The organism is Levilactobacillus suantsaii, from assembly GCF_004115745.1.
Classification (GTDB): Bacteria; Bacillota; Bacilli; order Lactobacillales; family Lactobacillaceae; genus Levilactobacillus; species Levilactobacillus suantsaii.
In genome coordinates this window covers 1-12,772 of sequence record NZ_QXIL01000019.1, presented here as the reverse complement: position 1 = coordinate 12,772, position 12,772 = coordinate 1, and the positions used below count along the sequence as shown (strand labels likewise).

Below are 12,772 nucleotides of genomic sequence, written 5' to 3'. Positions count from 1 at the left end.
CGCGAACCGCCCTCAATTCCAACGGGACCGTAACCCGATTCGCCAAGGTCTGCTTTAAGCGGTTGGCGGGTCCCCATCATTTTGAAATGAATCTTCTTCAGTTTACCATTCTTCATGTTCTAATAGTTAGATTCTTGCTTATGGGTTTTGGTCTTCTCACTCTTGTCAATCGGCACCACACTTTCCGCACCAGTTGACAGGTTCATAAGAAACCCCAAAATTCCCGCCAGCACCTCGATTCCGGTCATCTCCGCTTCGCAATGGCCTTAAATTTAATGGTTTCAATTGTATATTAGAAATCCATTAAAATCAACACTTACATTTAATTTTATACAACATTCCGAATGAAAACACCGCTAAACCAGCATTATAAATTAAAAAATATCGGTGTGCTTCACATTTCACCAGTCAGTTGCTTGCCAGAGAGGTCAAAACAAGCTCCCCGCCCGACAAGCGAGCGATGAGCCTGTTTTTAATCGCCTACTTTGCGATGTAAGCCTTACTGAAGTCCCAGTTAGCGCCAGTTGGGAAGTAAATAACACCCTTGACGTTCGACTTGACCAGCTGCGGTTTAGCCTGTTGATAAATCGGGATAATCCCTTGATCGTTCATCAATGTCTTTTCGGCACTGACCATATCGTTCCACCGAGCACTTTCGTTGTTGGCATCCGCGTTGTTGGCCCGATCGATATCCTTATCATAAGAAGTCGACTTCCACTTCCCGTTGTTGTACGAGTTGTCCGACGTGAACAGCGACAAGAAGGAGATTGGGTCAGCAAAGTCGGCCCCCCAGCCAGAAACGACAGCATCGAATTCTCCGTTTTCCGACCGACTCAACCGTGTCTTAAATGGTAAGCTTTGGTTCGTGACCTTGATGTTTGGTAACTTCGACCACTGACTTTGCACGTATTCCAACGCGTTCTTACCAGCAGCGGTATCGTCAGCCATCAACGTGATAGAAGCACTGCTCTTTCCGGTTTCCTGCAAAGCTTTCTTCCAAAGTTTCTTGGCCTTGGCTAAGTTGTAAGCCGTACCTTCGCTTGTCTTAGAGGCATCGGCGAAGTCCTGGCCTTTATAAGAGGCTAAGTCGCTAGCCACGTACCCACTTGGGACCGTCGAACCGTCTTGCAAGACCTTGTTGACGAATTGGTTCCGGTTGATGGCCAATGACAAGGCCTTCCGGGCGTTGACGTTCTTAAAGATGGCGTCCTTCTTTTCGTTCAATTCAATGTAGAAGGTCGAGGCCCCTTTTCGAACCACGTACTGCTTGTTGTTCTTGTAGTTCTTTGGTTGTTGCCCACTCAAGTAGGTGGCGCTCAACTTGCCACTTTGATATTGACTAACGGCCGTTTGCGGATCCTTGACCGTCTTGAAGTTGATTTTCTTTAACTTCACGTTCTTGGCGTTCCAATATTTGTTGTTCTTCGTTAATGACCAGTTGTCAGAAGTCCCGGTCCAGTAAGTCAACTTGAACGGTCCGTTATAAACGTTGGACTTGGCGTTAGAGGCATACTTCTTGCCGTACTTTTGGACGACCTTCTTGTTTTGCGGGTAGAAAGTCGGGTTGGCGACCAAGTCCGGGAAGTAGTTCGTGGCCTTAGTCAAAGTGACCACGACCTTGTACTTGCCGTCCGCTTTAATCCCTAAACTAGAGACTGGCTTCTTGCTCTTCATGATGGCATTGGCATTCTTCACCTGAGCAAACAGGTAAGCGTATTGCGAAGCGGTCTTCGGGTTGACCGTCCGTTGCCAGGAATAAACGAAGTCTTGAGCGGTCACGGGATCGCCGTTACTCCATTGAGACTTCCGCAAGTTGAACGTGTACGTTTTCCCGTCCTTGGACTTGGTATAGCTCTTAGCCACGCCGGGGTGCACTTTACTGTTCTTGCCCATACGGAGTAACCCTTCGTTGGTGTTGTTCAAGGTCTCCCCCGAAACCACGTCGGTCGTCGTGGAAATATCCATGGACGGCAACGCCGAACTTTCCATCCAGTTCAAGGTCTGAGTCTTCGCTGCACTGGAACTACTGCTACTTGACGATGACCCACACGCGGCGAGAAAGACTGCCGCGAACGCAGCCACCGTCCCTAATTTAACGACTGAATTGATTTTCTTCACTTAAATTCAACCCCTCTTAATCTTTAATCATGGCTCATGACGAACAGCCTCAAATTTGATTAGCCCTAGTGTATATTAGAAAATGATTAAAATCAATAGGAATGTCTAATTTATTTTTAGTAAAAAGTTATAAATGTGATCGTATCAAGCTTTAAAATTTATAACTATTTTTATTTTCCGTCACTCCCGCTTTTTACCCATACTAAATCTGCATAATTTCTAATCTTAAATGAGCAGTTTCATGGCAAATACTCATTTTATCTTCATTGTAGGCCCGCTAATCACCAGGTCGTGAGCCCGTCCAGACCGCTTTGGTAAGGTATCCTAACCGGCAATTGACCCCAAAGGTTCCGGTCATGGTATACTGACCCCATGAGTATAATTCAAGGAGTGTGACAATATGGACGAAACACCCGCAACACCAGTCATCACCGTAGGCCTCAATTCTGGTCAAGCCACGTTTGACTACGCGATGACCGAATTAACGGCTCTGGTCGAGGCCAACCACATGACCGTGGTCGAACAAGTACAGCAATCCTTGACCAGGCCCAACCCCGGCACCTACTCTGGGACCGGAAAAGTGGAAGAACTGGCGACCATCGCCGCGGACGACGGGGTTGACACCATCGTAGTCAACGATGAATTGACCCCCAGTCAGATTCGAAACTTGGAGGCTGGTACTAACACGCGAATTATCGACCGTACCGGCTTGATCTTGGAAATCTTCGCCAACCGGGCCCAATCCCGGGAAGATAAACTCCAAGTTCAATTAGCGACCCTGCAATACCAACTTCCCCGCTTGCACACTAGCGCCTCACAACGCCTAGACCAACAGACTGGAAGTGGCGGCGGTGGCGGTTTCACTAACCGGGGGGCCGGGGAATCGCAAACCGAAATGAGTCGGCGGACGATCCAACGGTCCATCACCCACGTCAACCGTGAGCTCAAAGAAATCAACCAGGCCGCCGAAACGCAACGGGCCCAACGTGATCGCAACCAGTTGCCTTCAATCGCACTAGTAGGGTACACCAACGCCGGTAAATCAACCTTGATGAATGCATTGGTCCAACGCTTCGGTAAAAACGAAGACAAGCAGGTCTTCGTTAAAAACATGCTCTTTGCCACCCTGGACACCAGCGTGCGGCAATTGGTCTTCCCCGACCAAAAGAAGCTGTTGCTTAGTGACACCGTTGGGTTCGTCAGTCAGTTACCGACCCAGCTGGTCAAAGCCTTCCGCTCGACGTTAGCCGAAGCCGCCAACGCTGATTTGTTGGTTCAGGTCGTGGACTACGCAGATGCCAACCGCGACGCCATGATGGCAACCACGGAACAAACGCTGCGCGAAATCGGGGTCACCGATGTGCCGATGGTCACGGTCTTCAACAAGGCTGACCTTACGGAAACGCCGTACCCCACCCGGGCCGGTGATCAACTGATTCTTTCCGCTAACGATGACGCGTCAATCGACCTCTTGGTCCAGACGTTAAAGGAAAAGGTCTTTCACAACTACGTAACGGCCAACTTTTTAATTCCATTTGCGGATGGCGACGTGGTGGCTTATCTAAACGACCACGCCAACGTCCTTAAAACGGATTACCAAGCTGCGGGAACCCAGCTCCGCGTGGAACTCCCCCAAGCCGACTTCAATCGGTTCAAGCAGTACGTGGTGACGGAACCCACTTCCAACCCATCTTAAGTTTTACTTCACACAAAAAAGCCGCGCAGACGTTAATCTGCGCGGCTTTTTGAGTCCATATTTAATTTAAGCTTGCCGCTTTTCTAGGTAGTGGGCTAACACGGACAGCGCATAGCACACGATGAAGTACAACACCGCAATCGCCACGAACATCGGAATGATGTAGTTGGTATTTTGCCCGTAAATGATTTGCGAACGATACAGCATTTCTGGCAACAGAATAATCGTCGCTAACGACGTATCCTTAACCAGGGAAATAAATTGACTAACGATGGCCGGAATCATCTTGACCAATGCCTGGGGCAACACAATGTGCCACAACCCTTGCCAATAGGTCAACCCGTTAGCTCGGGCACCTTCCATTTGACCGGGATCCACGGCTTGGATTCCCGACCGCACGATTTCCGCGAGCATCGCCGATTCAAAAATCGTCATGGCAAAAATCGCCGCGGGAATCACTTCGGGTTTGACCCCAATATTGGGTAAGCCAAAGTAGATAAAAAACAGGATCAAAATCAGCGGTAGGTTCCGAATCACGTCGATAATAAAGCCGACGACGGCGGAAAAATACTTAAATTTGACGTACCGAACGATGCCTAAGATGGCCCCAATAATAAAGCTACCAATGATCGAAGCCACCGAGACCAAGAGCGTAATACCCAACCCACCAAACAGGTAGCGCAGGTTATCCGGGGAGTACGCTGCAATAAAATTATTTAGCATTTTAAGTCCCTCCCTAAGCTAACCGCTTTTCTAAGTAGCGCATGTAGTAACTGATGGGCATCGTCACGATCAGGTATAAGACCCCGACCGCGGAGTAGGCCGCCATCGTTTCCAACGAGCTGGAGGCAATCGCGTTTCCTTGGTACATCAAATCGAAGCCCCCGACGAAGGCCAAGGTCGACGAATTCTTGACCAGGTTCACGAACTGGTTCCCCAGCGGTGGAATCACGTAGCGAAAGGCCTGGGGCAACACGATGTAACGCATCGCTTGCCAGAAGGTCAACCCGTTGGACCGGGCCCCTTCCATTTGGCCAGGATCCACGGAACGAATCCCCGACCGCACCGTTTCAGCAATAAAGGCTGACGTGTACAGGGTCAAACCAATCGTCCCGGCGGTGAACCCGTTCATCTTCATGACGTAAAGGGGAATCACCACGTAGAAGAACATGGTGATGACCAGTAACGGAATGTTCCGGAAAATTTCGATGTAGATGCGGGCAATCCCGCGGGCAAACTTATTCGGCGATTCTTCGAGTAAGGCGAAGAACGTTCCGATGATTAAGCTACAAATCAACGCGATGATACTGCACAGCAACGTCTGACCGAGCCCGTAGAGTAGCGTCCCGCCGTAGTCTTGAAAGATATGAATCATTCTTTTGCCGCCTCCTCGTAATCAAAGCCCTTAACGTTATGGAACCACTTGTGCAGAATCTTTCGGTACTGACCGTTGGCCCGTAATTCAGTAAGCGCTTGGTTGAGCTTCTTTAAGAACGGGGTCTGCGCCTTGTCCACGGCGATACCGTAAGGCTCAGCCACGAAGGTTCCACCCGTGACCACGTAGTCAGGGTTTTGCACGGACATCCCGTACAAAATCCCGTTATCAGTGGTCAAGGCTTGCCCTTGGACCGACTTCAAGGCCGTCATGGCTTGCGCGTAATCGGTCAATTGTAAAACCTTGGCGTTAGGCGCGACCTTGGCAACATTTTGGACCGAATCGGACCCCACCACACCCAGGACCGTCCCTTTTTGTTGGTTCAAGTCCTTGACGTTTTTAATGGAGCTGCCCTTCTTGACCAGTAAGGATTGCCCGGCATAGAAGTAGGTCTTCGAGAAGGACACTTGCTTCCGCCGTTCTGGCGTATTGGTCATGGTGGCAATAATTGCGTCGATGTTCCCGTTCTTCAGCATTGGCATCCGCGTCGAACTGGTCACCTGGATAAACTTAGCCTTGCCCTTTGACCCCAGCATCTGCTTGGTCAACGCACGGGCTAAGTCGACCTCGAAGCCTTTGATCTTACCGTCCTTGGTATCCAGTAACCCGAACAATCGAGTATCTGCCTTGACTCCCCAAGTGATGGTCTTAGATTGTTGATCAACTTTTAACACGTTCCGGGAAGCCAGCGATTGCGACCCACAGGAACTGACCACAACCGTTAGGGTAACCAGCGCTAGTAGGAGGCCGAGGCGCCGTATTAATTTTTTCATAGCCATTGCCCTCCTCGCTTAATGTAAGATCTTGCTCAGGAATTGACGGGCCCGTTCGTTCGTGGGCTCACCGTTGAAGAACTTATCCTTGGAGTCGTCCTCAACAATCCGTCCGTCAGCCATGAAGATGACCCGGTTAGCTACTTCGCGAGCGAACCCCATTTCGTGGGTCACGACCAGCGACGTCATACTGGAGTCACGGGCAATCGTTTTCATAATATTCAAAACATCGTCGACCATTTCGGGGTCCAACGCACTGGTCGGTTCATCAAAGAGTAAACACTTGGGCCGCATCGCCAGTGACCGAGCAATGGCAATCCGCTGCTTTTGGCCCCCAGAAAGTTGGGCCGGCATCTTGGTCGCCTGGTCGGCTAACCCGACTCGGTCCAACATCTCCATGGCAATCTTTTTATTCTCATCTTCCTTACGGTGTAACACAATCCGGGGTGCCAACATGATGTTTTCCAGCACTGACTTGTTGGCATACAGGTTAAAGTGTTGGAACACCATACCGACGTTCTTTCGAATCCGGTTAATGTCAGTTTTCGGGTCGGCGAGATCTTGGCCATTAACGATTAATTGACCTTCACGAATCTGCTCCAAGCCGTTGATTGACCGGATCAAAGTCGACTTCCCTGAACCGGAAGGCCCAATCAAGACGACCGTCTCTCCCGCTTCGATGGTTAAGTTAATATTGTGCAACGCGTGAAAGTCGCCATAGTACTTTTCAACGTTGTGAAATTCGATCATTGACATATTTTTTCCCTCCACTAGGTTAGCAACTGGCCCCGCCCAATCGGCGGCGACCAGCCGTTAAAGTTATTGTGGCACCTGACGATCCCTAAATCGTTAAATTTATCGGGTCTAATTTAGAGTTTAAACCAAAAAAAATGGCCGGTCAAAAACATTACCCCGTTCGAACAACGTTTTAAATGGTGGTCACCCCCTAAAAACTGTTATTTACCAACATGTTTGGGGCGTTAATCACCAAATAAAAAAAAGCTCGAACTTAATCGTCCGAGCTCATTTCATTGTGCCTTAAATTATTTTGCGATAGTTTTACCGCCGATAACGAGCCCGCCGCGTTTGTGGTTCCGGCTCATCGCCATCCCCGGCTGGTGCCGCGGCCGAAGCCGACGACCGGTCATAGCGTTGACGCCGCGTTGCGGTCGCCGTCGCCGGCTCACTGACTGGGTCAGCCGCTGCCGCGGGCTTAGCTGCGCCATGACGTTTATACGCTACTTGGACTGCCACCGCGTAGTCATTGACTTGCTCAATCAGCGTAGTCCGGCCGATGACCTTGAACGGCCCCCCGACCAGAGTAGCGCTAGCCAAGTACAAGTCGAACTTGGCCCGGACTTCCTGCACATCTTGAAGACCGACTGTTTTCACAGTACCGACCGGTTGCTTATCAGCTTGGTTCAAGCCGGCATAAACTACCAATTGGTCGCCCTGCGGTTGCATCTCAAAGTACGGGATCAAAACGCCGGGACCGGAAGCATAGACCGGCTTACCGTCCTTTTGGACCTGTTCCATAATCTCGCGATCGCCCAACCCGGAATAATCCAAGTGGAGTAAGCGATTTTGTTGAAGCTGAGTTGCCAGATTCTGCACGTTTTGTTGTTGCACCGGCGTAGCCGTCAATTTCCCGGGCAAAATTTTCTTTTCGTCGAAGTACCCGTTGGCCGGGATATTGCGACCGTAAGCATTTTGTTTCGGTTTATCTTCAGCCTCGGCTTCTTTAGGCTTCATGTGCAACAATTTCTCAATCTTCGGTGAAATATCGAAGGGCGCCTTCTTCGTCGTGAAGTAGTAGACCCCGTTTAAGAAGGCGAAGTATAGTAAAATCAACGCCACGGCTAGAATCAATAGTCCCCAAAATGGGTGACTGTTCTTCATATAACGCACGGCAATGTAAAACAGGTAAAAATCACCTAGCAAACCCAAAACCGTGTAAATTCGATTTTTGATTTTTAAACTGATGTTAATGTACCCTAAATAATGGTTCACCATATCAAGAAAGCTTAGCATCTTCGGTCCCCCTTTCCGGTTTATTGACCACTATAAGTCGTGGTCGTCCCGTCATCAGTCGTGGTCCCTTATTGGCTGGTCGTACCCGTGGTGCCACTCGTAGTCGTCGCCCCAGTAGAACTCGACGTGGTGTCATCCGTAGTGTCACTACTACTGGTGGTGTCGTCATCGGTCGTACCGGTGGTCGACGAGCTTGAGTACTTCGATGTCGAATTGCTCGTGGTACCGGTCGTTCCCGTTGTACTACTATCATCACTACTGGATTCCGAGGTGTCATCCGCCGAGGAACTTTGCGTATCCGTCGAAGAACTATCTTTCGACGACGACTCTTGGTCCTTACTGCTACTATCAGAAGAATCGGAATCCTTATCCTTCTTATCGCTATCATCGCTAGCTTTCTTCTTATCGGAACTATCCGAGACCCGCCCCGAAGACGAGATTGTCGATGAGACTTTGCTTGATCCTTCGTGGGTATGCGTCACCGTGTTGGTGACCACGTTGGTCGCCCCCAGTGCCAATGCCATCGATAGAATTGCAAATGGCGTGATAAAAGGTGGTGTTCGGTACGCCATGCTTCATTCCTCCTTGTTTCCTAAGTCAACTGTTGTCATTATGACACGACTCGCCAAAGATTTTATCAAAATTATCTTAATTTTTAACTAAAGTCGTTGCGGGAGCGCCAGTCGCCTGGCAGTCAGCACACAAGCCATACAGCTCAAAACTGTGTCCCGTCACCGAGCAGCCCGGGAGTTGCGCCGTGAAAAAGTCCATTGGGCACATTTCAAGCTCGGTCACTTTGCCACAGTTTTGACAAATAAAGTGGTGGTGATGCTGGTGGTGAAAATCACACTGGTACTTGACCCGGGTGCGCTCTTGTTCCGTGTTTTGTTCTACGATGCCGACTTCTTCGAATTCCTTGAGGTTCCGGTACACCGTGTTATGGCTCATCCCGGGAAATTCGGTCCGCATGTACGCGTCAACGGCAACCACATCCGTGTAGTGCCCCTGATTCGTCAAGAGATACGCCAATAACGCGTGCCGTTGCTTGGTCAACTTTAGCTTGTTCTTTTTTAAAATCGCCACAGCGGCGGTCAATGATTCTGTCATGGTAAGCGGCCTCCTTGTCAGTCCTCCGAATTCTCTGTTAGTTTAGCATACTTCTTAAGAAACGCAACTGACCGCTACGAAGCCTAATCAGCGGTCAATTGCGCCATTAAATCGTCTAGTTTCAATTGCGTCTGTTGCCAATGGTCATTATTGAGTTCAATTGCCCGTCCCCGTAAGGCTAACGGCATGGTCAGATCCCGATGGTATTCTGGGCTGGCCAGGCGTTTTTTCACCATAGCACCATTATCACCGCGGTGGGTCAGGCGCGTCTGCAGCTGGGTGGTGTCGCTGACCGTCAAAAATAAGACAACGACCTGATCCCCCAGCGTTTGTGCGTAGGTGATGGCACCCTTGGTGTCCAACACGATGGCTGGAAACGGCGCGCGTTTGAACCCGGCCGCAATGCCTTCCCGCGATGACCCATAATGGTAGCCTGCATAGGTCACGGATTCCAAGTAATGCTTCTGGGCAAACGACGCCTCAGTCTCAAAGTAGTAGTCGCGGCCATTCACTTCTCCCTTGCGCGGGGGCCGCGTCGTATGGGTCACGATGCGGGTCACGGGGTAGTTTTGGGCCAAATAATGTTGGACCGTGGTCTTACCCGTGCCGGTCGCACCCGTAATCACGAGAACTTTAGGGGTCATTGGGCACCCTCCGTCAAATACGCGTGCGCCTGGTCCAAAGCCCCCTGCAAGTTAGCATAACTCAGGGTCGCCCGGGCTTCTTGGTACGGGAACCAGCCGAAGTCACTGATTTCAACGGCTTGGCGGTGAATCGTCACGTCGTTAGGCACCTTGGCGGTGTATAACACCACGTGCTTATGGTGGCCGTTACGCATGTCATAATCTAAGACCGTGTGAAATTCTGGGTCAATGGTCACGTCTAAACTGGTTTCCTCCTGAATCTCGCGGTGCGCAGTTTCGAGGTCCGTTTCGGTCCCTTCGACGTGGCCCTTGGGGAAGCCCCAAAAATCACTGGTCGCACTCTTCAATAACAGGTATTGGGGCTGACCCGCCTTCAATTGATAAACCACGGCGCCGCTTGCATTTTCAGTTATCACGTTTCGTTACCTCCCTGATTACATTGCCACGTGCTGCTAAAGCCACTGGCAATCCCGCGCCCGTCTTATGGACGCACACGTTCACTAAGTTCTATTTTAGAGCTAAAAGCCTTGAATGGGCTAATGATTTGCCGTCAATTTCCTGGTCATGGCGGAGAGGTTCCCGCCACTCACTGCAACCACCCATTATATCGGAATCTCGGGTCTTCGCCTAGCGGTTCACCAGATTTTCCCCTGGTTCTGTCAAATTATTAGCGAATTTCCTCCTTAATTAGTCGGACTCTCATTGACTTTTAATTTCCGACTAGGGTACACTTAGCCAAGATATCAACTATTTCAAGGGGGCCTCTTATGGCTATTTCACGTCTTTTTCGCCGCGAGAAACTCGACAACTATCTCAAAAGCGACCAACACTTTGCCAAAACTATGTCGGCCAAGGATCTGATGTCCTTGGGCATCGGGGCGGTCATTGGCACCGGGATCTTTATTCTGCCCGGGACCATTGCTGCCCAGTATAGTGGCCCGGGCATCGTGCTCTCCTTCTTACTGGCGGCCATCGTCTGTTCGACGGCGGCCATGTGCTACGCCGAATTTGCCTCCGTCTTACCCGTCGCCGGCTCCGCCTATTCCTACGGTAACCTGGTCTTCGGGGAAATCATCGGCTGGGTGCTCGGCTGGGCGCTCATCCTTGAGTACGTCTTAGCCGTGGCCGCCGTGGCCAACGCCTTCGGGGCTTACTTCAAATCATTCGTCGCCGGCTTTCACCTGACCATCCCCACCGCTGTCGCCGGACCCTTCGACCCAGCGAAAGGGACCTACGGCAACCTGGTGGCCATCCTGGTCGTCTTTCTCATCAGTTGGCTGCTCAACCGGGGGATGCGCGAATCCATGCGCATCAACAATGCCATCGTCATCGTGAAAATTGCCATTATTATTTTATTCGTGGTCGTCGGCGCCTTTTACGTCCGGCCGGAGAATTGGCAACCCTTCGCGCCCTTTGGTTCGGCAGGTATTCGCCGTGGGGCGGCCACCGTCTTTTTTGCTTACCTGGGCTTTGACGTGGTTTCCTCATCGGCGGCTGAAGTCAAGAATCCCCGGCGCAATATGCCGATTGGAATCATTGGCACCTTGGTCGTCGCCACGATACTCTACATGTTAGTGGCCATCGTCTTAACGCATGGTGCCTTACACCAAGCTCAACGTCGCTGACCCCGTTGCCTTTGCGCTGACGTTAGTCCATCAGGATTGGACGTCCGGCATCATCTCGCTGGGGGCTTTGGCCGGGATGTTTACGATGATGGTCACCATGATTTACAGCTCGTCACGGTTGATTTATTCTGTTGGCCGCGACGGTCTGTTGCCCAAGTTCTTGGGGAAGATCGACGACCAGACCGGGACACCTAAGCACAGTTTGGCTGTGGTGACCGTGGTCATTGCCCTCTTAGGCGGTTTTGTACCGCTCGACCAACTGACCAACTTGGTCAATATCGGGACGTTGGTGGCCTTCCTGTTCGTCTCGTTTGGGATTATGCGTCTACGGCATCTCCCCGAGATGCCGCACAACACTGGGTTCAAGGTTCCGTTTTACCCCGTTTTACCCATTATCTCGGGCTTACTCTGTTTCTATATGATGCTTCAACTCCCCGCCGAAACGTGGATTGCGTCCACGATTTGGTTCGCCCTAGGTCTCGTGATTTACTTGACCTACGGGTTGCGTCACAGTCAGTTAAACGATCAAAGTTAACCGCTTTTCACTGGGTGGTTCGTGCGACGCAGCTGTACGCAGCGCTCGTACTGACCACTTTTTTGTTTCACTCATTCTTAATCTAAGGTAGGCGATTTTATGCGTAATCATCAATTTGCCATCCGACCCACGACACCGCAACAGGCGCTGGTCGAACTGCAACGGATTCATTTCTTAGACGCGACCACGGAAGCCGCCACGACGCCCAGTCAACTTTTACGTGCCTTTTACGTCAAAAGTTGGCCCGAATTCAGTAGCGATGCCAGCGTTGCGGTCCAGCTCACTAACTTGTTAGCGACGCCAGACCAAAACGCCCAAACGTTTCTGACCAGCCACGATAACGTGCCGGTCACAGTCTTTTACAACCTAGCGCTTCAACGACTCAACTTTGCGCCGGGCCAAGACTTCGACCTAGCCGATCCACTGACGGCGATGACTAAGATTCAGCTTCCCGTTAGTCCTCACGCAACGACCGAGTTCACTCTCGATGAACTCAAACAGGCCTGGTATCTATTACTGGCCACCCACACCAAGACTGGCCAGACTTTCCTCGACCAACTGACCACCCACGGGTACTTCGTGCCGTTCTATCATGACCCGACCACCCCCAAGCCATTACTCTTCAACGGTAAGGCCCAAGCGGTCTTCGATACTCATGACTTGCGCCGCGAAGTGGTCTACGTGGAGAGTTCACAGGACACCGACCACGATGGGCAACGTGACTTGTTAAAGGTCGAGATTCTTCGACCAGGTGCGACCGACACCGGTCTCAAGGTCCCCGTGCTCTACACCGCCAGTCCCTATAACC

Annotated in this window: 11 protein-coding genes and 2 pseudogenes; 3 read left to right on the top strand and 10 right to left on the bottom strand. The window is 50.9% G+C overall.

Annotated elements, in window-relative coordinates; all coding sequences use genetic code 11:
- Nucleotides 1-480: 480 nt before the first annotated feature.
- Complete coding sequence (locus DXH47_RS08690) at nucleotides 481-2,118, bottom strand: peptide ABC transporter substrate-binding protein (RefSeq protein WP_129032954.1); 1,638 nt, start codon at nucleotides 2,116-2,118, stop codon at nucleotides 481-483.
- A gap of 400 nt (nucleotides 2,119-2,518) precedes the next feature.
- Between DXH47_RS08690 and hflX the strand changes: the two genes are divergently transcribed.
- Complete coding sequence (hflX, locus tag DXH47_RS08685) at nucleotides 2,519-3,814, top strand: GTPase HflX (protein ID WP_129032953.1); 1,296 nt, start codon at nucleotides 2,519-2,521, stop codon at nucleotides 3,812-3,814.
- Between the two features lie 66 nt (nucleotides 3,815-3,880).
- Here the strand turns inward: hflX and DXH47_RS08680 are convergent, their stop codons facing one another.
- From DXH47_RS08680 to DXH47_RS08640, 9 genes are all read right to left on the bottom strand, one after another.
- On the bottom strand, nucleotides 3,881-4,537 hold the full coding sequence (locus tag DXH47_RS08680) for an amino acid ABC transporter permease (protein WP_129032952.1): 657 nt from the start codon (nucleotides 4,535-4,537) through the stop codon (nucleotides 3,881-3,883).
- Between the two features lie 13 nt (nucleotides 4,538-4,550).
- Complete coding sequence (locus DXH47_RS08675; protein ID WP_129032951.1) at nucleotides 4,551-5,189, bottom strand: amino acid ABC transporter permease; 639 nt, start codon at nucleotides 5,187-5,189, stop codon at nucleotides 4,551-4,553.
- Nucleotides 5,186-6,022 (bottom strand): transporter substrate-binding domain-containing protein, encoded by an 837-nt coding sequence (locus DXH47_RS08670; RefSeq protein ID WP_129032950.1) that lies wholly within the window; start codon nucleotides 6,020-6,022, stop codon nucleotides 5,186-5,188. The genes DXH47_RS08675 and DXH47_RS08670 overlap by 4 nt, the downstream gene beginning before the upstream one ends.
- An 18-nt stretch (nucleotides 6,023-6,040) precedes the next feature.
- Nucleotides 6,041-6,778 (bottom strand): amino acid ABC transporter ATP-binding protein, encoded by a 738-nt coding sequence (locus DXH47_RS08665; RefSeq protein WP_129032949.1) that lies wholly within the window; start codon nucleotides 6,776-6,778, stop codon nucleotides 6,041-6,043.
- A gap of 303 nt (nucleotides 6,779-7,081) precedes the next feature.
- Nucleotides 7,082-8,053 carry a DUF6681 family protein gene (locus tag DXH47_RS08660; protein ID WP_225423546.1) on the bottom strand — a complete coding sequence of 324 codons (972 nt, stop codon included), beginning with the start codon at nucleotides 8,051-8,053 and terminating at the stop codon, nucleotides 7,082-7,084.
- A gap of 68 nt (nucleotides 8,054-8,121) precedes the next feature.
- Nucleotides 8,122-8,625, bottom strand: coding sequence for a hypothetical protein (locus DXH47_RS08655; protein ID WP_129032948.1), 504 nt, complete (start codon nucleotides 8,623-8,625; stop codon nucleotides 8,122-8,124).
- A gap of 76 nt (nucleotides 8,626-8,701) precedes the next feature.
- Entirely contained in the window at nucleotides 8,702-9,160 is a 459-nt protein-coding gene (locus DXH47_RS08650; protein WP_129032947.1) for a Fur family transcriptional regulator, read from the bottom strand.
- A gap of 83 nt (nucleotides 9,161-9,243) precedes the next feature.
- Nucleotides 9,244-9,804: a guanylate kinase gene (locus DXH47_RS08645; protein WP_129032946.1), complete on the bottom strand. Its 561-nt coding sequence runs from the start codon at nucleotides 9,802-9,804 to the stop codon at nucleotides 9,244-9,246.
- Entirely contained in the window at nucleotides 9,801-10,220 is a 420-nt protein-coding gene (locus DXH47_RS08640) for a bis(5'-nucleosyl)-tetraphosphatase (protein ID WP_129032945.1), read from the bottom strand. Before DXH47_RS08640 ends, DXH47_RS08645 begins: the two co-directional genes overlap by 4 nt.
- A gap of 351 nt (nucleotides 10,221-10,571) precedes the next feature.
- Here DXH47_RS08640 and DXH47_RS08635 point away from each other — a divergent pair.
- Nucleotides 10,572-11,964, top strand: a pseudogene (locus tag DXH47_RS08635) (APC family permease).
- A 99-nt stretch (nucleotides 11,965-12,063) separates the two neighbouring features.
- Nucleotides 12,064-12,772, top strand: a pseudogene (locus DXH47_RS08630) (Xaa-Pro dipeptidyl-peptidase); the annotation flags it as partial.